The 20973-nt window shown below is 58.1% G+C and carries 22 protein-coding genes; 16 read left to right on the forward strand and 6 right to left on the reverse strand.

Annotated features, from left to right (window positions below):
* Positions 1-103 precede the first annotated feature (103 nt).
* The 3 genes from BY454_RS15355 to BY454_RS15365 form a co-directional block, all read right to left on the reverse strand.
* Positions 104-394 (reverse strand): PilZ domain-containing protein, encoded by a 291-nt coding sequence (locus tag BY454_RS15355; protein WP_104417463.1) that lies wholly within the window; start codon positions 392-394, stop codon positions 104-106.
* Positions 395-399: 5 nt separating this feature from the next.
* Complete coding sequence (locus BY454_RS15360; protein ID WP_104417464.1) at positions 400-1068, reverse strand: TIGR04211 family SH3 domain-containing protein; 669 nt, start codon at positions 1066-1068, stop codon at positions 400-402.
* A gap of 125 nt (positions 1069-1193) precedes the next feature.
* Entirely contained in the window at positions 1194-1493 is a 300-nt protein-coding gene (locus BY454_RS15365; protein ID WP_104417465.1) for a YciI family protein, read from the reverse strand.
* Between the two features lie 89 nt (positions 1494-1582).
* On the opposite strand from BY454_RS15365, the gene BY454_RS15370 reads away from it, so the two are divergent.
* Entirely contained in the window at positions 1583-2449 is an 867-nt protein-coding gene (locus tag BY454_RS15370) for a PHP domain-containing protein (protein ID WP_104417483.1), read from the forward strand.
* 6 nt (positions 2450-2455) lie between these two features.
* Here BY454_RS15370 and BY454_RS15375 read toward each other — a convergent pair whose 3' ends face one another.
* Together BY454_RS15375 and rne are read right to left on the reverse strand one after the other, a co-directional pair.
* Positions 2456-2998: a YecA/YgfB family protein gene (locus tag BY454_RS15375; RefSeq protein WP_104417466.1), complete on the reverse strand. Its 543-nt coding sequence runs from the start codon at positions 2996-2998 to the stop codon at positions 2456-2458.
* A 2-nt stretch (positions 2999-3000) separates the two neighbouring features.
* Positions 3001-6111 (reverse strand): ribonuclease E, encoded by a 3111-nt coding sequence (gene rne, locus BY454_RS15380; RefSeq protein ID WP_104417467.1) that lies wholly within the window; start codon positions 6109-6111, stop codon positions 3001-3003.
* A gap of 606 nt (positions 6112-6717) precedes the next feature.
* On the opposite strand from rne, the gene rluC reads away from it, so the two are divergent.
* Genes rluC through BY454_RS15395 form a run of 3 tightly spaced genes read left to right on the forward strand, consistent with a single transcriptional unit; the run spans position 6718 to position 9529 of the window.
* Positions 6718-7788, forward strand: a complete 1071-nt coding sequence (gene rluC, locus BY454_RS15385; RefSeq protein ID WP_104417468.1) for a 23S rRNA pseudouridine(955/2504/2580) synthase RluC — start codon at positions 6718-6720, stop codon at positions 7786-7788.
* Complete coding sequence (locus BY454_RS15390; protein ID WP_104417469.1) at positions 7785-8432, forward strand: HAD family hydrolase; 648 nt, start codon at positions 7785-7787, stop codon at positions 8430-8432. Before rluC ends, BY454_RS15390 begins: the two co-directional genes overlap by 4 nt.
* A gap of 29 nt (positions 8433-8461) precedes the next feature.
* Entirely contained in the window at positions 8462-9529 is a 1068-nt protein-coding gene (locus BY454_RS15395; RefSeq protein ID WP_104417470.1) for a S49 family peptidase, read from the forward strand.
* 18 nt (positions 9530-9547) lie between these two features.
* Here the strand turns inward: BY454_RS15395 and BY454_RS15400 are convergent, their stop codons facing one another.
* Positions 9548-10147 (reverse strand): Maf family protein, encoded by a 600-nt coding sequence (locus tag BY454_RS15400; protein ID WP_104417471.1) that lies wholly within the window; start codon positions 10145-10147, stop codon positions 9548-9550.
* 134 nt (positions 10148-10281) lie between these two features.
* Between BY454_RS15400 and BY454_RS15405 the strand changes: the two genes are divergently transcribed.
* The 12 genes from BY454_RS15405 (at position 10282) to putP (ending at position 20834) form a co-directional block, all read left to right on the forward strand.
* Positions 10282-10839 (forward strand): YceD family protein, encoded by a 558-nt coding sequence (locus tag BY454_RS15405; protein WP_104417472.1) that lies wholly within the window; start codon positions 10282-10284, stop codon positions 10837-10839.
* A gap of 30 nt (positions 10840-10869) precedes the next feature.
* Positions 10870-11049 carry a 50S ribosomal protein L32 gene (gene rpmF, locus BY454_RS15410; protein ID WP_104417473.1) on the forward strand — a complete coding sequence of 60 codons (180 nt, stop codon included), beginning with the start codon at positions 10870-10872 and terminating at the stop codon, positions 11047-11049.
* A gap of 25 nt (positions 11050-11074) precedes the next feature.
* Positions 11075-12097, forward strand: coding sequence for a phosphate acyltransferase PlsX (gene plsX, locus BY454_RS15415; protein WP_104417474.1), 1023 nt, complete (start codon positions 11075-11077; stop codon positions 12095-12097).
* 113 nt (positions 12098-12210) lie between these two features.
* On the forward strand, positions 12211-13146 hold the full coding sequence (fabD, locus tag BY454_RS15420) for an ACP S-malonyltransferase (protein ID WP_104417475.1): 936 nt from the start codon (positions 12211-12213) through the stop codon (positions 13144-13146).
* A gap of 15 nt (positions 13147-13161) precedes the next feature.
* Positions 13162-13905, forward strand: coding sequence for a 3-oxoacyl-ACP reductase FabG (gene fabG / locus BY454_RS15425; protein WP_104417476.1), 744 nt, complete (start codon positions 13162-13164; stop codon positions 13903-13905).
* A 133-nt stretch (positions 13906-14038) separates the two neighbouring features.
* The gene (gene acpP, locus BY454_RS15430) at positions 14039-14272 is read left to right on the forward strand and encodes an acyl carrier protein (RefSeq protein WP_091702454.1); all 234 of its coding nucleotides are present in this window, start codon (positions 14039-14041) and stop codon (positions 14270-14272) included.
* A 135-nt stretch (positions 14273-14407) separates the two neighbouring features.
* A complete protein-coding gene (gene fabF, locus BY454_RS15435) occupies positions 14408-15655 on the forward strand; it encodes a beta-ketoacyl-ACP synthase II (RefSeq protein WP_104417477.1) in 1248 nt (415 codons plus the stop codon).
* A gap of 7 nt (positions 15656-15662) precedes the next feature.
* Positions 15663-16481, forward strand: a complete 819-nt coding sequence (gene pabC / locus BY454_RS15440) for an aminodeoxychorismate lyase (protein WP_104417478.1) — start codon at positions 15663-15665, stop codon at positions 16479-16481.
* Positions 16482-16486: 5 nt separating this feature from the next.
* Complete coding sequence (gene mltG / locus BY454_RS15445) at positions 16487-17551, forward strand: endolytic transglycosylase MltG (protein ID WP_104417479.1); 1065 nt, start codon at positions 16487-16489, stop codon at positions 17549-17551.
* Positions 17551-18186 (forward strand): dTMP kinase, encoded by a 636-nt coding sequence (gene tmk / locus BY454_RS15450; RefSeq protein ID WP_104417480.1) that lies wholly within the window; start codon positions 17551-17553, stop codon positions 18184-18186. Before mltG ends, tmk begins: the two co-directional genes overlap by 1 nt.
* Before the next feature lie 84 nt (positions 18187-18270).
* Positions 18271-19050 carry an AraC family transcriptional regulator gene (locus tag BY454_RS15455; protein ID WP_104417481.1) on the forward strand — a complete coding sequence of 260 codons (780 nt, stop codon included), beginning with the start codon at positions 18271-18273 and terminating at the stop codon, positions 19048-19050.
* A 293-nt stretch (positions 19051-19343) separates the two neighbouring features.
* Entirely contained in the window at positions 19344-20834 is a 1491-nt protein-coding gene (gene putP / locus BY454_RS15460) for a sodium/proline symporter PutP (RefSeq protein ID WP_104417482.1), read from the forward strand.
* The last annotated feature ends 139 nt before the right edge of the window (positions 20835-20973 follow it).

The raw sequence follows: 20973 nt of genomic DNA on the forward strand, positions 1-20973 counted from the left end.
TCGGCTTCAGCGCCAACCATGAACCGCCGTGGTACGGAACCGTATGCCCGGTGGTGTGAGAGGACGGGGGAGGTGACTCCCCCTCCTACTCGATGATTCGCTTTTATTGAGTGACCCTGTCGATGGTGACACCAAGCAGGTAGCCATCGCCGTCGGGCTCGCACCGGATCACTTCGCACTCCGTTTCAAGTGCGGCGGTTTGGGAGCCGGCAGATTCCATCCGGGTTTTGATCATTTCGCCCGCTTCAAAGGGACGGCTCACGGACAGTTGCATGCCGGTGGCACTGAGGTCCCGGCAGGTGCCAATGACGCTTTCGCCTTTGCTGTCGGTGATCTGGATGTGGGCATCGACCCGCATCCGGTGGAAATCCCGTTTTTCCGCATAGTCTTGCATGACAGTTACGCCCAGTTGTCGGTTTTCCGAGATGGCTTGAGCATGGGAATGATCAAGGCCAGTAAGACACCGCCGAAGACCAGCCCGGCACCCAGCAGCATGAAGTCAGATTCTCTGCTGCTTTCCAGGCGTGCGTTCTCGGCGGTTAGTACTTCCAGTTCATTGGTTAAGCGCTGGTTTTCCTGAACCAACTCCTGATTCCGTCGCTCCAGATTAAGAGAGTCGGCCGCAACGTTCTTGATGCGGGTCAGTTCCGCCTGCAACTGCTCGGTCCTGCTGGATAGGTTGTTCTCGGCACTTTGGAGCTCGTTGCGCTGCTCGGTTACCTTCGCCAGTTCAGAGCTTAGCTCATCGGCCCGTTCACGGGCATTTTGCAGTTGCTGGCGCGCTTCCTTGAGCTGGTCGGCAGCGATGGGTTCGTTACTGAGATATTGGTTGGCCACCCAGCCCTCGTTGCCCTGAGGGGATCTCACCCGGCTGTACTCGCTGCCCGTTTCCAGGACTTCCAGCGGAGTGCCGCTGGGCATGGCATTCTGAACAATTCGGTATTGGGTGCCGGCACCGGAGCGCAGGGGCAGATAGATCTGGTCATCGACCCAGACCGTTCGGGCCTGGGCAACCGAAATCGAACTGACAATGAGTAGCAGAGCAACAATCAAACGGGACGGCGACACGGGTTACTTTCCTGATATAAACGGGTTGTGGTGAATGTCTGGTCTCAATTTTGTCATACGCCCAAAACCATTCAAGCACAGCGGGGTTACAATCCGCTCATGCTCAGCACTGTGTGACACAGCGCTCAAGGCAGGACCGCCTTGAAGGGCTTCACAGTAACCGACTGGTAAACGCCAGCCTCTACATAGGGATCGTCGTTGGCCCATTGCTGCGCCTGCTCCAGGGACTCAAATTCTGCGATTACCAGGCTGCCGCTGAAGCCGGCTTCGCCGGGGTCGGGGGAGTCGATAGCTGGATGGGGGCCCGCCACCAGTAGTCGACCGTCGCTCTTCAACGCTTCCAGGCGCTCAAGGTGGGCTGGCCGGGCTTCTTTGCGCAGGCGCAGGCTTTCAGGCAAGTCTTCGCTAATGATGGCGTAATACATGGAATCCCCCGTGTGGCAGTTTCTGATATGGCGGCATGGCCTGGCGCTGGTACACTGCGGTTTTCACCAGATACCAAGCCGGAATGCCTGTGACTATAACGCAAGACTTCAACCCCTGCATTGATCTTCACTGCCACAGTACCGCTTCGGACGGGTCGCTGTCGCCGGAGGCGCTGGTGGCCCGTGCAGCGGAACGGGGAGTTACCCACCTGGCATTGACCGATCACGACACAATAGGCGGCCTGGAGGCCGCCAGGGAAGCGGCCGCAGACAAGGGGCTTAACCTGATTAATGGCATTGAGCTGTCCTGCGTCTGGCGCAGTCTGACCATTCATGTGGTGGGTCTGGATTTCGACCACCAGGATGAGGCTTTCCTGGCGCTTCTGGATAAGCAGAACGAAAACCGCTGGCGCCGGGCCCGGCTTATCGCCGACAAGCTGTCCAGGCTGAAGGTGGACGATCTGCTTGCCAAAGCCACCGAACAGGCCGGTGGCGATGTGCCGGGGCGTCCGCATTTTGCCCGGGTGCTGGTGGATGAAGGTGTGGTGCCTCGGATGGAGCACGCCTTTAAACGGTATCTGGGCACTGGTAAGCCGGGCGATGTCAAAGCCTGCTGGCCGGAGCTCGAAGAGGTTGTGCATTGGATTGAAGCCGCTGGCGGCATTTCGGTGCTGGCGCATCCCAGGAAATACCGGATGACGGCGACCAAACTTCGGCAGTTGACGGCGGATTTCATGGCCGCTGGCGGGCGGGGCATTGAAGTATCGGTATCCGGGCAGTCCAGCGGCGATCTGGGGTTTGTGGCGGAGCTGGCGCGCCGCAATGGACTATTGGCCTCCCAGGGTAGCGACTTTCATTTTCCGGGCGCGGCGTGGTGTGAGCTGGGCCAGATAATGAAAATGCCAGAGGGGCTGGAGCCCGTCTGGCATCATTTTCAACAACCGGTCTTAAGCTGAGGTGGCTTAGTCCGGCGCGTGGAACAACAGGTACAGGTCGGTCAGTGAGTCGGGGATAGCATCGGCCATCCGTCCGGCCAGCTTTTCGTCCTCCCGGACCTTGGTAAAGTCCTCGTCCTCGAACAGCCCTGAGAGCGTCAGCATTGGCACCATCAGGTCTGCTACTTCTTCCTCGCTGGCCGCTTCCAGCCAGCTCTCTTCGTTTTCAAGGAAGGTATCGACAAAGCCGGCGCACCAGTTTTCCAGTGCGTTCATGGGGTCGCCATCTTCCGGCTCCGGAAGTTCAAGGGGCTGACCCATATCCAGAGCGTGGGCCATGTCCTGACTCAGTTCCCGGGCGCAGCGTGTCAGTATTTCCGGCACACCGGTGTCAGGAACCGTCTCGCTGCCCGTGGCCAGGCGGAAGAGATCTTCCGCCTCAAGGCTGGCCGGCCCGATCACGCTGGCGCAGACCACCCCGTGGAAACCGAAGAAGTCCAGGGCATGGTCGCCCCAGGGTTCGGCGAAGAGGATGTCTTCCAGCGCCTCGATGTCGGAGTTGCTCAGCATGATTACTCGCTCCCGGCCTTCTTGGCGGCTTCGGCGGCACGCTGGCGCTTACGAACTTCCCTGGGGTCGTTGTAGGCGCGACCCGGTGTTACCGGGACATCAACAGCGGCTGCCTGGTTGTCGGTTTCCTGTTTGGCTTCAGGTGCCTGTTGCTCGGCTGGCTGTTCTTCAGCGGCCGGCTTCGGCTTTTCAGCCGGTTTCTCTTCCTGCTTGACGTCCGCCTTGGGCTCCGGCTTGCTTTCGCTCTCAGCCTTCTCAGCCTTCTCAGCCTTCTCAGCCTTTTCGGCCTCTGCCTTGGGCTCGGCTTTGTTCCCGCCGGTTGTGTCGGGCTTGGCCGGTTTGCTGTCTTCCTTGGCCGGCTCAGGCGCCACTTCAGGCTTGCTTTGCGGTGCAGGCTTGGCTTCGGCTTCACTGCTCACGTCAGCGTTGGCAGTGGTTGGTGCCTCGGTGGTGGATGCAGCTTCCGGTTTGGGCTCTGCCTCGGCTTTGGCTTTCTCCTCCGGCTTGGCCGTCTCTGCCGCTTTTTCAGTCTTCGGCTCTTCCGCCGCCTTGTTATCGGCCTTGGTTTCTACCGGCGCCTCTTCCGCTTTGGGTGCGGGGCTATCAGCTTTGGGTTCGGTCTTGGCGTCCGCCTTGTCGGCAGTGTCCGCTTTCTTGCCGTTTTCCTGCTTTTGTTGCGGCTTGCGCTTGCGGCTGCCTGGCTTATTGCCCCGGTTTTCGCCGGTTTCCTTGCCGCTGCCGGATTTGCCATTTCCCGTCTCGTTGGCGGTCGCCTTTTCAGCGGTTGGCGCCTTTTCCTCGGCTGCTACTTCGGCCTCAACCACGCTTTCGGGCTGGGTATCCTTCTGGTGCTTCTCGGACCGTTCCGCCTTGCGAGCTGCCGGTGCGGAGGCTGGTGTTTCGCTCGGAGAACCATCGCGGCCCCTTGGGCGACGTGGTTTTCGGTTTTTGTCGTCACCGCCTGCCTTGTCGCTGGCGCCACCCTTGGTGTTGTCCTGCTGGTCGCGGGTGTCCTTCTGGTCTTTCTTGTCCTTGGCATCCTTCTGGTCGCGCTGAGGACGGTTGCGGCCCTGGCCGCGCTTGCGACCATCACCGCCCTTGTTGTCCGGGCCCTTGTTGTCGCTCTTGTTATCGCCTTTGTTGTCAGCGGGCTTGTCCTGCTGGTTCTGGCGATTCTGGTTGCCCCGGCCACCGCGGCCTCGGCTGCGGTTGTCATCGCTACGGCTTTGCTGTCCGCCTTGTCGACGGTCGCCGCCACTGCGACGGTTATTTTCGCCGGAGCGCTGATCATCGCGAGCCACGCGGGACTTGCGACGGTCCTGGCGCTGGGTTCGACGGTCGCCATTACGGTTGTCCCGGGCGGAGGTGTCGCGCTCTTCGGTGGTTCTTTCCTCTTCACCACCGCCGAAGAACTCGGCGATTTTCTTGCTCAGCTTGCTGAACAGGCCTTCTTCCGGCGCGCTCGCAGCTTGTTCTTTCTTTTCGGCACTCGGGGCTGGCGCCGCTGGGCGAATGGCCTTCACGGCTGCTTGCTCACGGACCGGTTTCTCGGTGCCAGGCACTTCAATGGTGGTGTCTTCTTCCCGGGCGTTGTATTCCTGGGCCACCTGGTGACTGGAAATGTGCTCGGGGCTGGTCTCGTCCTGGCGCAGGCGCAGGATCTCGAAGTGCGGGGTTTCCATGTTGGGCACGGGGGCCACTACCACGGAGACCTTCTGCAGGGACTCGATATCGGCCAGCTGCTTGCGCTTTTCGTTCAGCAGGAAAGTGGCCACGGAAACCGGCACCACGGCACGGACTTCGGCGGTCTTCTCCTTGGACGACTCCTCGTAGATCAGGCGCATGATGGACAGCGCCAGGGATTCGATGCCACGGATAGTGCCCTGGCCTTCGCAACGCGGGCAGACTTCGCTACGGGTCTCGCCCAGGGAGGGGCGCAGGCGCTGGCGGGACATCTCCAGCAGACCGAAGCGGGAAATCTTGCCTACCTGAACGCGCGCCCGGTCGATTTCCAGGGCTTCCCGCATTTTCTGTTCCACTTCGCGCTGGTGCTTGGCCGGGGTCATGTCGATGAAGTCGATGACCACCAGGCCACCCATGTCGCGCAGGCGCAGCTGGCGGGCGATTTCCTCGGCTGCTTCCAGGTTGGTCTGCAGCGCGGTTTCCTCGATGTCCTGGCCCTTGGTGGCGCGGGAGGAGTTGATGTCGATGGACACCAGTGCTTCGGTCGGGTCGATCACGATGGAGCCGCCGGACGGAAGTTTTACTTCGCGCTGGAAGGCGGTCTCGATCTGGCCTTCGATCTGGTAGCGGCTGAACAGGGGAATCTCGTCCTTGTACAGCTTGATCTTGTTCTCGAAGGTGGGCATGACGGCGCGTACGAAGCTGAGCACGTCTTCGTAGACGTTCTCGGCGTCGATCAGTACTTCGCCGATGTCCTGGCGCAGGTAGTCGCGCACGGCGCGGATGATGACGTTGCTTTCCTGGTGGATCAGGAACGGCGCCTTACGCTCTTCGGAGGCCTGGGTGATGGCTTCCCAGAACTGGACCAGGTAGTCCAGGTCCCATTGCAGTTCTTCGGTGCTGCGGCCAATGCCGGCGGTGCGCACGATGATGCCCATGCCCTTGGGGGTCTGGACGTCGTTCATGGCTTCTTTCAGCTGTGCCCGCTCATCGCCTTCGATGCGGCGGGAAATGCCACCGGCGCGGGGATTGTTGGGCATCAACACCAGATAGCGGCCGGCCAGGGAGACGAAGGTGGTGAGGGCGGCGCCCTTGTTGCCACGTTCTTCCTTATCGACCTGGACAATCACTTCCTGGCCTTCGGAGACCACGTCCTTGATGTTGATTTTGCCTTCAATCTGGCCCGGGGATTTCTTGAAGTACTCCTTGGAGATTTCCTTCAGCGGAAGAAAGCCGTGGCGCTCAGCGCCGAAATCGACGAAAGCGGCTTCCAGACTGGGCTCAACACGGGTGATGCGGCCTTTATAGATGTTGGCCTTTTTCTGTTCGCGGGTGCTGGATTCGATATCCAGGTCAAACAGCCGTTGACCATCTACCAGGGCTACGCGCAACTCTTCGGGATGAGTTGCATTGATCAGCATTCTTTTCATGGAAAGAAAGGGTTCCTGTCGTCTGTTAATGACAGAAAACCGGGGGAGCTCGCATCAGCGAAGCGGGATGTGCGTGCCACGGGCCCTGATACAGCAGGGAAGGCCGGTGGCCAGACGGATCAATCCCTTGTGAGGTTTGATCCAGTAAGTCTGCGGCCACCAACGACAGACTGCCCGTGTTCAGGCAGGTCGTGGTCGAACAGGGTAAGTGTCTGTTGACGCATAATATCCGTTTTCAGGTTCACACAAAGGCCTGGGTCTCACGTCGTATTGTTTGATGGACGGCCCGGCTTTGCGTGGCAATGATTCTTCGCGATGTCGCCCGACGGTTTTTCTGTCGGTTATTTCTGCTCCCGGGGCGGTTACAGTCCCTATGGATCTGAACGGGGCCCGAAAGCCTGTTAACGACTGTGCCCGATAATGAGTGGGCCACAGCGTTCAAACTCTTTATCTGTGTCGGTATACTGCTGTCGCTCCGGCTTCTGACCAGAGTTCGTCAGGCCGTAGACAAACGACAGAGCACGCCTGAATATAACAGTTTGGCTTTTGCCATTCAATCCTGCGTTTGACCTCGACACTTTTATCCATCTTGGCACAAGGTTTTTCATGTCGCGCAAGCCTCAATCTCGAAAGAAGCCGTCCCGGTCGGGCAAGGCTCAGCCGCCCCGGGATCGGTCCAGAACTCCGCAATCCGGACAGAGTTCTGGCCCGGCCGTGGCGCCGTCAAAAGTTCAGTGGGTCACAGTGGATGAGGACATGGCCGGCCAGCGACTGGATAATTTCCTCATGGCCCGCTTGCGGGGCGTACCCAAGGGGGTGATTTACCGCATCATCCGTAAGGGCGAGGTGCGAGTGAACAAGGGGCGAGTGAAGCAGAGCTCGCGACTTGGTGCCGGCGATGTCGTCCGGATACCGCCTGTGGTTCAGCAGAGCCGGCCGGAACAGCCAAAGCCCGGCGATCGCGTGCAGGCGGTGATGGAAGCCGCTGTGGTGTTCGAAAACGACGACATGCTGGTGGTGAACAAGCCTTCGGGTATTGCTGTTCATGGTGGCAGTGGGCTGAGCTTTGGTCTGATTGAGGTGCTTCGCGCGTCGAGGCCCGAAGCGAAGTTCCTGGAGTTGGTGCATCGACTGGATAGGGATACGTCCGGGTTGGTGATGATTGCGAAAAAGCGCTCGGCACTGCGTTATCTTCAGGATGAGCTGCGGCAAAAAAGAATTCGTAAGCACTATCACGCGCTGGTGGCCGGGGATTGGCCGGTATCCGTGAAGAAAGTTGCTGAGCCGTTGTTGCGTTATGAAATGCCCAATGGGGAGCGCCGTGTCAAAGTCAGCTCCGAAGGCAAGGAGTCGCTGACCCTGTTTAACCGTCTGGAGCGTTTCCAGGGTTACAGCCTTGTGGCGGCATCTCCGGTGACTGGTCGTACCCATCAGATACGTGTCCATGCCGCCTGGGCGGGGCATCCGATTGCCGGCGATGACAAATACATGGATGATGCCAGCCTCAAGGCATTCCGGGCGGTCGGTGGGCAGCGCCTGATGTTGCATGCCCGGGCGCTGGAATTCTGTTTGCCGGGGTCGGAGCAGTCCATGACCCTGGAAGCGTCTTATGATGAAGCCTTTAGCCATGTCCTCCAGGTTCTGGCCCAGCGTAGTAATCAAGGTAGTAATGAATGAACGTTAAATTGGTGATTTTTGATTGGGACGGCACGCTGATCGATTCGGTGGATCATATTGCCGACAGCCTGCATCAGGCGGCCACGGAGCTTGGTTTTCCAGCGCTGGAGCCAGCCGATTATCGCGACATTATCGGGTTGGGTATTGTCGAAGCCCTGGAGCAGTTGTATCCGGGGATTCAGCCAGACGATATTCAGCGGATGCGTGAGGGCTATGCCCGGTACTTCTTCAGCAAGCAAACCGGGCCGCAGAATGTGTTTGCCGGTATGGCCGAGGTCGTGGCGGACCTGCGCAGTGGCGGGCGTGCCTGTTCGGTGGCTACCGGTAAAAGTCGCCGGGGGCTGGAGGGGGCGCTTACCAGTAGTGGCTTGGGGCATCATTTTGAGATTACCCGTTGTGCGGATGAAACCCGCTCAAAGCCGGACCCGCTGATGTTGCAGGAAATACTGGCGTTCTATGGTCATCGCCCACAGGACGCGGTGATGATTGGCGATACCCGGTATGACCTGGAGATGGCTCAGCGCATTGGTATGCCGTCGATTGGTGTAGAGTGGGGTGTGCATACCCGGGATATCCTGGGGCAATACAATCCTCACGCCGTGGTGGGCTCGGTGGATGAGTTGCGACAGGTATTGAGTCTCTAACTTGCCGTTGTCTGTAAAAGGAATAGCACATGAGTGATTGGGAGTCCGAAAAGCCGCCGGAGTGGGGCGACAAGCCGGTAGAGCCAGGTCAGGAAAAGAACAAGGAAAAGAGCGCAGGCAAGGGCGGTCTTTTCGGTGGTAAGAAGCCTGCCATGCCGCCCGAGTCCGGCAGGGACTGGCGGCTTATTGAAAAGCTGGTGATGTCACTTCAGGCGGAGCAGCGTCGGAGTCGGCGCTGGGGCATCTTTTTTAAGCTTCTGACGTTTGGGTATCTGTTCGCGCTGCTGTTTTTCCTTCGCACGCCTTTTGGTGATGGGGTGGAAACCGCTGTGGCAGAGCACACGGCCGTGGTGGAAGTAAATGGCACCATCTCGAGTGAGGAGCTGGCCAGTGCCGACAATATTATAGGGGCGCTTCGTTCTGCGTTTGAGGCCACGAACTCCAAAGCGGTTGTGCTGCGCATCAACAGTCCGGGTGGCAGTCCGGTGCAGGCTGGCTACATCTATGACGAGATGATGCGGTTGCGGGAGGAGTATCCCGACAAAAAGCTGTATGCCGTGATTTCCGACATCGGGGCGTCAGGCGCTTACTACATCGCCGCTGCGGCGGACGAGATTTATGCTAACCGGGCCAGCCTCGTGGGCTCCATTGGGGTGGTGGCCGGTGGGTTCGGGTTCACAGATCTAATGGATAAAGTCGGCGTGGATCGGCGTTTGTATACCGCTGGTGAAAACAAGGCGTTTCTTGACCCGTTCTCTCCAGAGCAGCAGGAGGAAGTTGCCTTCTGGCAGAGTGTACTGGAGAACACGCATCAGCAGTTTATCGAGGCTGTTAAAAAAGGTCGGGGCGATCGCCTGAGTGACAACGACAAGCTGTTTAGCGGCCTGGTCTGGAGCGGTGAGCAGGCGTTGGAGCTGGGGCTGGTTGATGGCCTGGGCAGCACGTCCTGGGTGGCGCGTCAGCTCGTTGGCGAGGAGAATATTGTGGACTACACCCGCGGTAAGTCACCGTTCCGGGAGTTGGTGGATCAACTGGGCGTCTCGGTGGGTGCGGGGGTGGCCGACCAGCTTCTTGAGTCCCGGTTGGAGCTCCGTTAAGGGAGCCTGTCGGGAGGCTCAAGGGTCAAGTAGGGGGTTGATGCCAAAGTCCCTAAGCAGGTCGGTGAGCGCAATCAATGGCAAGCCGACCAGGCTGTTGGGATCCCGCCCCTCCAGGCTGCTGAACAGGGTGATGCCCAGTCCCTCCATTTTAAAGCTGCCGGCGCAATCATAGGGTTGTTCCTTGAGCAGGTAGCTTTCGATTTCTTCCGGTGACAGGGTCCTGAAGTGGGCATCAAATTGTTCGCAATGGGTTTTCAGGGTATGGGTGCGGGCGTCCAGTAGTGCCAGTCCGGTAAAAAACTGTACGCATTGGCCGCTCGATTGCCGCAATTGCCTGGTGGCCCGCTCATGGTTGCCCGGCTTACTCAGGATGGTGCCATCCGGCAGAGCGGCGACCTGATCAGAGCCAATGATCAGGCTGGTCGGGTGGGTGGCCACTAATGCGCGCGCCTTACCGGCTGCCAGTCGCACGGCCAGTATTTCCGGTGCCTCACCGGGCTGCGGTGTTTCATCAATATCCGGGCTTGCGCAGTCAAAGGGCAGTTGCAGGCGGGAGAGTAGCTCTCGACGGTACGGCGACGAAGAGGCCAGCAGCAGATCGGGACGTGTTGTCATGGCGATGTTATGTCCAGCGGTGTGTTTTGTTGGTGGCTACTATCGTAAGATACCCCTATCCAAAGGCAAGAGCTGGGTAGAAAGTCGATTAAGTCTTTGACACCGGGCGGTCCCGGCCCTAAAATTGCGCGCCTATGTCTGAAGCGCCGAATGCTGAATTGCCCAAATTCGTTGATCCTTACCGGTTGGCGGAGCAAAACGTAACCCTGGAGGGCATTGTCCCGCTTCTGGGGCTTTCCCGTTTTCGTGAGGCGGTTCCGGGTTTGCAGGAAGGCAGCGAGTGCCGGGTGACCTTGTCTTTCAGTATGGACAGTGAGCGTCGCCGGGTAGTGTCGGGCGAATTGTCCGCGCCAGTGGTTCTGGAATGTCAGCGTTGCATGCAGGGCATGCAGACGGTTCTGGAATCCCGTTTCGATCTGGGGTTTGTGACCAGTGAAGAACAGGCGCAGCAGCTTCCCAAGGTTCTCGAGCCATTTCCGGTGGAAAATTTCAGTGCGGATTTGTGGGCAATGGTGGAAGACGAGTTGCTTCTGGTATTGCCCCCGTTCCCTTTGCATGAGCGGCAGGACTGCCCGGCAAAAGAGGATCTGGAGGCGTTTGAGCCGGAACAGACTCCCGATGAGCCTGAGGCAAAGAATCGCGAGGATAACCCGTTCAGTGTGCTGGCGGGCCTCAAGACCACAAAGCATTAACGTTTTCGTAAAAAGGTCAGGAGCATAATCATGGCTGTACAGCAAAATCGCAAGACCCGTTCCAAGCGCGGTATGCGCCGTTCACACGACGCACTGAACACCGCTGCGCTCTCTACTGATGCAACCACCGGCGAAGTTCATCGTCGTCACCACGTGTCTCCCGATGGCTTCTATCGTGGTAAGCAGGTTGTAGAAGCTCGCGACGAGTAATCTCGTCGGGTTCTGCTTCTGAATCATGGCCGATGCAACAGCGGTGAATATGCCGATAACTATTGCGATTGATGCCATGAGCGGTGACTACGGTCCCGCAGTGGTGGTTCCCGCTGCCCTGGAGGCAGTGCGTGAAAACGAGGCCTTGAGTGTCGTTCTGGTTGGTATACGGAGCGAGCTTGAGGCCTTGTTGCGTAATGGCCACGCAAGAATTCGGATTGTCGAAGCCGCGGATGTGGTTAAGATGAACGAGCGGCCGTCCCACGCGCTGCGCCATAAGCGGAACTCATCCATGGCTATCGCCCTCGGGCTGGTTCGTGACAATGAAGCCCAGGGTTGTGTCAGTGCCGGTAATACCGGCGCACTGATGGCCTTCGGGCGGTCAATCATTCGCATGTACCCGGGCATTGAGCGACCGGCTATTGCCAAGTTGATCCCGTCATTACGTGGTCGGTGTCATGTGCTCGATCTGGGTGCCAACGTCGATTCCACGGCAGAAAACCTTTACCAGTACGCCCTGATGGGCTCCCTGATGGCCACGGCAATCTGCAACCAGCCGGAGCCGCGTGTTGCGCTGCTGAATGTGGGCGAAGAAGAGATCAAGGGTAACGAGCAGGTACGCCTGGCGTCCCATATGCTTGCCCAGTGCGAAACCTTGAACTACATCGGCTATGTTGAAGGCAGCGACCTGTTCCGTGACGTTGCTGATGTGGTGGTATGTGACGGTTTCGTTGGCAATATCGCCCTGAAGACCGGCGAAGGCGTTGCCGGGCTGTTGATCGAGCTTATGGAAAAGGCCTTCACCCGCTCATTGTACGGGCGCTTCGTCGGCTTGCTGGCGCGTCCGATCCTGGGGCGCCTGCTTCGAACCGTTGATCCCTCTCGCCACAACGGCGCCAGTTTGTTGGGTCTGCAGGGGGTCGTTATCAAGAGTCATGGCAACGCCAATGAGCGCGCCATTCGTGCAGCCATCGACCAGGCAGTCCGTGAGGTCGAGCTGGAAGTGCCCAGACGCATCAATGAACGGCTTGATGATCTGATGCTGTAAGCTCCGTGAGACTAAAGTCTGCCCGCAATCTGCCAGGTATTCAGGGATAATTGGTCCTGTTTGTACTATTGGCTAATCTTAACCAACCCTTCGAGAACGATAAGATTCCGCCCATGAAATCAGCATTTATTTTTCCCGGTCAGGGGTCACAATCTGTTGGCATGCTTTCGGCTGCCAAAGAATGGACAATGGTGACCGAGACCTTTGACGACGCATCCGATGTTCTTGGCTATGATCTTTGGCAACTGTGCCAGAAAGGTCCTGCCGAAGAGCTGAACCAGACCACCGTTACCCAGCCGGCACTGCTCACCGCAAGTGTCGCTCTCTGGCGCGAATGGTGTGTGGCTGAAGGCCCGCGCCCGCAGTTCCTCGCCGGGCACAGCCTCGGTGAGTACAGTGCCCTGGTGGCCGCCGAGAGCCTGGACTTTGTTGAGGCTGTCAAACTCGTGCAACTGCGTGGCGAACTCATGCAGGATGCGGTGCCGGCCGGAGAAGGCAAGATGGCCGCCATCATTGGCCTCGAAGATGCGGATGTGGTCGCTGCTTGCGAAGAAGCCGCGCAGGGCGATGTTGTCTCTGCCGTGAATTTCAACGCACCAGGCCAGGTTGTGATTGCCGGTGCCACCGCCGCGGTTGAACGCGCGATCGAAGCCTGTAAGGCCAAGGGAGCCCGCAAGGCCATGCCTTTGCCGGTGAGTGTTCCTTCGCACTGTGCATTGATGAAAGGTGCCGCTGAGAAGCTGGCTGACGCGCTGGATGACGTCACCTTTAATGACGCGCGCATTCCGGTTGTACAGAACGTAAATGCCAAGCCGGCGACGGATGCATCCGAGCTGAAAGCTAACCTGATCAAGCAACTTTATTCACCGGTACTATGGACTGATTCCGTGCGTACGCTGACTGGCGAAGGTGTTGGAGTTGCCGCTGAGTGTGGTCCGGGCAAGGTGCTCGCCGGCCTGATCAAGCGCATTGACCGAAAACTGCCGGTGCATAATTTTGATAATCCCGAGTCACTGGCAAGCGTTATCGAAACGTTTAACCAGTCCTGAGTAAACGGAGTTTTTATGTCTTTGGAAGGCAAAGTAGCGCTGGTAACCGGTGCGAGCCGCGGCATTGGCAAGGCCATTGCCCACGAGCTGGGTCGCCAGGGTGCCGAGGTGGTTGGTACCGCGACCTCCGAGGGTGGCGCTGAAGCGATCACCGCCGGCCTGAAAGAGGCTGGCATCAAGGGTTACGGCATTGTCATGAATGTTGCCGAGCCGGATAGTATTGAAGCCGGCCTGAAGCAACTGATCGAGCAATCGGGCGCACCTTTGATTCTGGTCAACAATGCCGGCATTACTCGCGATAACCTGCTTATGCGCCTGAAGGACGCTGACTGGACGGATGTGCTGGAAACCAACCTGTCCAGCGTCTACCGTACTAGTAAGGCTGTGCTCCGCGGCATGGCGAAGGCGCGTTGGGGCCGGATCATCAACATCAGCTCCGTGGTTGCCGGTATGGGCAACGCGGGCCAGGGTAATTACTGTGCGGCGAAAGCCGGCGTTGAAGGTTTTACCCGCAGTCTGGCCAAGGAAATGTCAAACCGTGGGATCACCGCTAACTGTGTGGCGCCAGGTTTTATTGATACCGACATGACCAAAAAACTGGACGAGAAACAGCGCGATGCCATGCTGGTAAATATACCGACTGGTCGCCTCGGAGAACCCGAAGAGGTAGCTTCGGTCGTGGCATTCCTGGCATCCGATGGTGCCGGCTACGTTACCGGAGAAACGATTCATGTGAACGGCGGCATGTACATGGGCTGAGGCCTTAAAGGCCCGCAGTGCCCAAAATGTGCTGTACAGCATGTTGGAATGAGTCCCTGCTTGTTTGCAGGTAGGGTTTAAACTAAACTGGCGGCCTTCGAGTTGCCTGGTTGACATACTAAGTGAGGATATTATGAGTACAGTTGAAGAGCGCGTTAAGAAGATTGTTTGCGAACAGTTGGGTGTCAAGGAAGCTGAAGTTCAGAACACATCTTCTTTTGTAGAGGATCTTGGCGCTGACTCACTGGACACTGTTGAGCTGGTGATGGCTCTGGAAGAGGAATTCGAAACTGAGATTCCTGACGAAGAAGCTGAGAAGCTGGGCACCGTGCAGGATGCGATCGACTACATCGTTTCGCACACCTGAGATTCTGCGAGCTAGCAGATAGCCAGTTGAAAGCCGTCCTTTGAACGACAGAAAGGACGGCTTTTTTATTGCTTGAAACTGGGGAACCTCTGAATACGTTCCCGGGAATTAAACGGAATAGTGGGTGATAGGAGTATGAGCAAGCGACGGGTTGTTATTACAGGTATGGGCATGGTTTCGCCAGTGGGCAACGATGTCCCGACCAGCTGGAAGAACGTGTGTGCCGGGCAGAGCGGGATCGCCCCTATCGACCGGTTTGACGCCACCGATTACAACACCCGTATTGGCGGGGCAGTGAAAGACCTGGACCTTGAGCCCTATCTCAGCAGCAAGGAAGCCCGCAAGCTGGATGCTTTCATCCACTATGGCTTGGTGGCGGCCCAACAGGCAGTGGACGACAGTGGTCTGGAACAGTTCGAGAAACTGGATCGCGAGCGTGTCGGGGTTGCCATTGGTTCCGGTATCGGTGGCATCGAGTACATTGAAAAGAATGTTATCCAGATGCATGAATCCGGTCCGCGGAAAGTGTCCCCTTTCTTTGTGCCCGCGTCGGTCATCAATATGATCTCGGGTAACGCGGCTATCCGCTTTGGTTACCAGGGCCCGAACATTGCCATTGTGACCGCCTGCACTACCGGTACCCACAACATTGGTTATGCTGCCAGGACGATTGCCTATGGCGATGCCGATGTAATGCTGGCCGGCGGCTCCGAAATGGCCACCACACGTACCTCCATCGCCGGGTTCTCGTCGGCTCGGGCCTTGTCCACGCGTAATGACGAGCCGGAAAAGGCCAGTCGCCCCTGGGATAAGGGTCGAGACGGCTTTGTGCTGAGTGACGGTGCCGGTGTTGTTGTTCTGGAAGAGCTTGAGCATGCGAAAGCTCGTGGCGCCACAATTTATGGCGAAGTTCTTGGCTTTGGCATGAGTGACGATGCCCATCACATCACGGCTCCCCCATCCAACGGTGACGGCGCCGCACGCTCCATGCGTAATGCCATTCGCGATGCTGGCCTGAACCCGGAAGATGTCGACTACATTAACGCCCATGGCACCTCCACCCAGGTGGGTGATGTGGCTGAAGTGGCGGCGGTGAAATCTGTCTTTGGTGCCCACGCGGAGAAGCTGGCCATGAGCAGTACCAAGTCGGTGACCGGTCACCTGCTGGGGGCTGCCGGTGCGGTTGAGGCCATTTTCTCCATGTTGGCTGTGAAGGAAGGCGTCCTGCCGCCGACCATCAATCTCGACAATCCGGATGAAGGGTGTGACCTGGATTTCGTGCCTCACACCAGTCGCCAGAGTGATGCTCGCGTCGCCCTGTCAAACTCCTTCGGGTTTGGCGGTACCAACGGTACCCTGATTGTTGGCCGTTACGAGGACTGAGTCTGTCGTGGTTCAGGTATATCGAGCAAACCAGGAGGGGCTGCCCGCCAATGACCGGGGGCTTGCCTACGGCGATGGCTTGTTTGAAACCATACTGGCAGAGGGCCCGAGGGCGGCCCTTTTGCCCTGGCACCTGGAGCGCCTGAACCGGGACGCAGGTCGTCTGGGTATCCCGATCGTTCGGGGTGAGATAGAGACGCTGCTGACCCAGGCCCTGGCGGATTATGCCGGGCACTATGGTGGCGGACGCTGGATTCTGAAGGTCACCCTGACACGAGGCGCCGGTGGCCGAGGTTACCGGCCGGACAAGCACATGGAGCCAAACCTGCTGCTGGTCCACGCTCCAGCGCCGCCTCATCCACCTGTGGCTGGCGTCACTGTCGACTTTTCTCCCGTTCCGCTCACCGTCAATCCAATGCTTTCCGGGATCAAGTCGCTGAACCGGCTGGAGCAGGTAATGGCAGCCCGGGAACTTGGTGGTGATCTTTTCGAGGTGCTGATGAGCAATGCCGAAGGGCATGTGGTGGAGGGCACCCGCACGAACCTTTTCGTGGCCACGGAGGAAGGCTGGTTGACGCCGCCCCAATCTACATTGGCAGTGGCGGGCGTCATGCGCCGTGTGGTTCTGGAGCATTTGTGGTCAGCGGGCGAGCCGGTCACGGAAGCACCGGTGACGCTGGAAGTGCTGATGTCTGAGCGTTGCAAGGGGGTCTGCCTGACCAACTCAGTACTGGGCATTGTGCCGGTCCGGAATCTGGCTGGGCAGGCATTGCCGGTGGATAACCGGCTGTCACTGCTTTGTGGTTTATCGACAGAGATGGAATAACGAGCGTGTTCAAAAAGCTACTGATTTTTCTGGTTTCGGTCTGCGTGCTGGTTGGTGCCGGCACCGGCCTTTGGGTCTGGCAGGGCCTTCAGACACTTGAGCAGCCGATTGCCCTGGAAAATTCCCGGATACTCACTGTTGAGCCGGGTACTGGTTTCGGACAGCTGGCGCTGCAACTGGAAGCAGAAGGCTATGTCGAGGATGCTCTGTGGTTGCGACTTTACGCCAAGCTTAATCCTGGAAAAGCCGCGATCAAGGCCGGTGACTACGAGCTGCAGCCCGGTATGACACCGGTGGCGATGATTGATGCCATGGTGGCGGGTGATGTCAAACACTGGGCGGTGCAATTCATTGAAGGCAAAACCTTTGCTGACATGAGAGCGACACTGGCGGCTACGGAACATCTGGAAAAGAGGACCACTAACTGGTCTGATGAGCGAATCATGGCTGCTATCGGGGCCGAGGGGCGGCATCCGGAAGGGCTGTTTTACCCGGATACCTATCTCTTTACCAGTAACGAAACGGACCTTGGCATTCTGCAGCGATCCTACGACCGAATGGCCTCTGTATTGGAGGAAGAATGGCCGCAGCGTGAGCAGGGATTGCCCTATGATTCGCCTTACGAAGCTTTGATCATGGCTTCTATTGTCGAGCGGGAAACCGGCGTTGCCAGTGAGCGCGCGGAAGTGGCCGGGGTGTTTGTCCGGCGACTGCAAAAAGGAATGCGGCTGCAGACCGACCCAACGGTGATTTACGGTATGGGTGATGCCTACGATGGTCGTATTCGCAGTCGGGACCTGAGGACCCATACACCCTACAACACCTATCGCATTGATGGCCTGCCACCAACCCCCATCGCCATGCCGGGCCAGGCAGCCATCCATGCGGCACTGCACCCGGCCGAAGGCGATGCGCTGTACTTCGTCGCCCGGGGTGATGGCAGTCACAAGTTCTCCAGCACGCTGGCCGAACACCAGCGGGCTGTCCGGGAATTCCAGCTAAACCGTCGGGAGGATTACCGCTCATCACCGGCTCCCACCACGGATGAGTCAGGGGAGGGGCAGGACTGATGGTAGCGCGAGGCCGTTTCATCACCTTCGAAGGCACCGAGGGTGTTGGCAAGTCGACCCAGCTCAAGCAGGCCGCAATGACCCTGGAGCAATTGGGGGTGGACGTCGTCGTGAGCCGTGAGCCCGGTGGCACGCCCATGGCCGAGAAAATCCGGGAGCTGTTGCTGGCGCCCCGGGAAGAGGCGGTCCATGAGACCACTGAGCTGCTGTTGATGTTTGCGGCTCGTGCCCAGCATTTACACACCAAAATTCGGCCAGCACTGGAGCGGGGGCAATGGGTGCTGTGTGACCGGTTTACCGACGCCACGTTTGCCTATCAGGGAGGAGGGCGTGGCGTTTCCCGGGCCAGGATTGCGTTGTTGGAAGACCTCGTTCAGGGGGATTTCCGGCCGGATCACGTGATTTTGCTGGATGCTCCCGTGCAAACAGGGATGGCCAGGGCGAAGAAACGTGGCGAGCTGGACCGGTTCGAGCAGGAAGATCTGGCGTTTTTCCAGCGAATTCGGGATGCGTACCTGGAACGTGCTACTGCCATGCCCGGCCAGTACCACATCGTGAACGCGGAATTACCGCTTGAGCAAGTGTCGGCCAGCGTGTCCGCCCTTTTGACCGCGCTGGTCCAACACGCCTGTTGATGTTAGGTCCCGCTAAGTTAGTGCACTTTTTTGTTAAATCTGCTTTAATTGAGGAACATTCTCAATAAACAGTTGCCAGTTGTTATGCTTAACGCAAAACTGCTGAAGCTTCCTACCGCGGCCCAGCAACATAAACACGAACATCATCAGGTGGTACTCGGTGTTCGGGGTGAGGCTGAACTGAATGTTGATGGCGCCGGCTCCTATCTCGATACCTGGAAGGCGTGCCTGGTTCCCACTGAAGCCCGGCACGATTACTGGGGCGATCACCAGAATCATGTTCTGGTGATTAACCTTGATCCTCTCAGCCCGGTGCTGAATACGGCTGCTCACGCTGACTATGAGCGCATGGCCCGTCTTTTTGAAAAACCTCGAACCATTCAGATGGACTCCCAGTTGCAGGGGCTGGTTCAGTTTGCAGCTGGTGAATTCGACCGGTCACCTGGCAATGCGCCTCTGCACCAGCACCTGAGCGCCAGCATTCTCTACTGTATGGCAGACCGTATCGCCGACCAGCCCTTGAGTGGCGTCAGTCGGCATAGCCTGAGCCCGGAAATCATTCGCCGCTACATCATGGACAACCTGCATCGCAAGATTTCCGTGCAGGATCTGGCGAAGGTCGCCTGCCTGAGCGTCAGTCGCTTTCATGACGTGTTCCGGGAGGTTTCCGGCACTACCCCCCACCAGTTTCTTCTCCAGACCCGGCTGGACCAGGCGGTTCGGCTGCTGACCTCCAGTTCGCTGTCGGTGGCTGAAATCAGCTACCGAACGGGGTTCTCCTCCCAGGGAGCGCTCACCAACGCCCTTAAAAAATACAAGGGCGCCACGCCCACCCGCTTGCAAGCTGGTGAAAAAGTCGCCTGATTCCGGCCTTTTGGAGCAGTCCCGTAGGATTCTGCAAAAGAATCGGAGAATTTTGTAAGCCCTCGATCCGTAGTAATACTAATTTGTAACAGTCAAAGACCCTGGACCGCACGAAATCGCCGAAGTCGCAGGGAAGAAAGGATAGGCTATAGTGAAATGGAGAGTGCGGGGGGCGTTGGGTTTAGCCCAACGTGAAGGGAATACATAAGAAAAATGGCATTCGACCCGGTCAGCAGGCAGGGCGGTGCTAAAAGAGCGGAGTCCATCCGACTCATCAAAACCGGAGGAGCCCTATGGCTAGTGGTGTCTGGATAAGTCTGTTCCTTTACTTTGCGCTGATGATCGTCATCGGCCTGTATGCGATGCGTAAAGCTTCGGCAACCGCAGAGGATTATATGCTCGGTGGCCGGGGGTTGAGCCCGAAAGTGGCAGCCCTGTCAGCTGGTGCATCTGATATGAGTGGCTGGCTGCTGCTCGGCCTGCCCGGCGCGCTCTATGTCACGGGTCTGGCCTCAGCCTGGATCGGTATTGGTCTTTGGGTGGGTGCCCTGATCAACTGGGTCCTGGTGGCCCCCAGGCTGCGTGAACAAACGGTTCACTACGGCAATGCCCTGACCATCCCTGCGTTCCTGGCCAATCGCTTTCCGACCAAGGCCCTGTCACTGCGCATGGTGTCTGCCATCGTTATCGTCCTGTTCTTTGTGGTTTACACCGCCTCTGGCCTGGTTGCCGGCGGCAAGCTGTTCGAGAGTGCCTTTGCCGAGATCATTAGTGTGCCGGGCATGAGTGACTATGCCGTTGGTATTCTGATTACGCTGGGCGTGGTTCTGGCCTATACCGTGGTTGGTGGCTTTCTTGCGGTCTCCATGACCGACTTTGTCCAGGGCTGCATCATGATGCTGGCGTTGATTATCATGCCGGCGGTCGTTCTCTGGGGCGAAGGCGGTGGCGGTTACGCCCAGGCTTCTGAAACGCTGAACTCCGTCAACCCAACGCTTTTGTCCTGGACAGAAGGCCTTACTGTGATCGGTTGGCTGTCGGCGGTGGCCTGGGGTTTGGGTTACTTTGGCCAGCCGCACATTATTGTTCGTTTCATGGCGATTCGTTCCATTCATGAAGTGGGTGTGGCCCGTAATATCGGCATGTCCTGGATGGCCATCTCGCTGATTGGTGCCATCGCGCTGGGTGTCTTCGGTCGTGCTTACGCCGTACGTAATGGTCTGGACATAGCTGACCCGGAAACCATCTTCATCGTATTGTCGGAGTTGCTGTTCCATCCGCTGATCACAGGCTTCCTGTACGCGGCACTGCTGGCGGCGGTGATGAGTACCATCTCCAGTCAGTTGTTGGTGTCGTCCTCATCGCTCACCGAGGACTTCTACCGTCTGTTTCTGCGCAAAGATGCCAGTGACCGTGAGTGTGTCAACATTGGCCGCGCCTGCGTGGTTATTGTTGGCCTGGTGGCGGCGTTTATTGCCCGGGATCCGGATTCTCAGGTGCTGGCACTGGTCAGTAACGCCTGGGCTGGTTTCGGTGCGGCCTTCGGCCCGCTGATTATCCTGTCCCTGATGTGGTCCCGTACCAACGGCGCTGGCGCAATTGCTGGCCTGATCGTGGGTGCCGCAACGGTGATGATCTGGATCTCCCTGGGCTGGAACGCCGAGTTCATGGGTGGTCCGGGCGTGTACGAGATCATCCCGGGCTTCATCGCCGCGTTCATCGCCATTGTGGTGGTGACCCTGGCAACCAAGGATGCCGGCGAGTACCAGCACATCGAACGCTGATAGAAAGAACGTTTAACGTTCAGCAAGTAAGAAGGGGCTCCCGTGGTTCTGTATAGTACATAAAACTGTGTAATTTTGATAAAACCCCCTTAATTGGGGGTTTCTTTTTCCTGAAGACTGCACTATATGTATAGTGAAT

It is taken from the genome of Marinobacter persicus (assembly GCF_002934325.1).
Classification (GTDB): domain Bacteria; phylum Pseudomonadota; class Gammaproteobacteria; order Pseudomonadales; family Oleiphilaceae; genus Marinobacter; species Marinobacter persicus_A.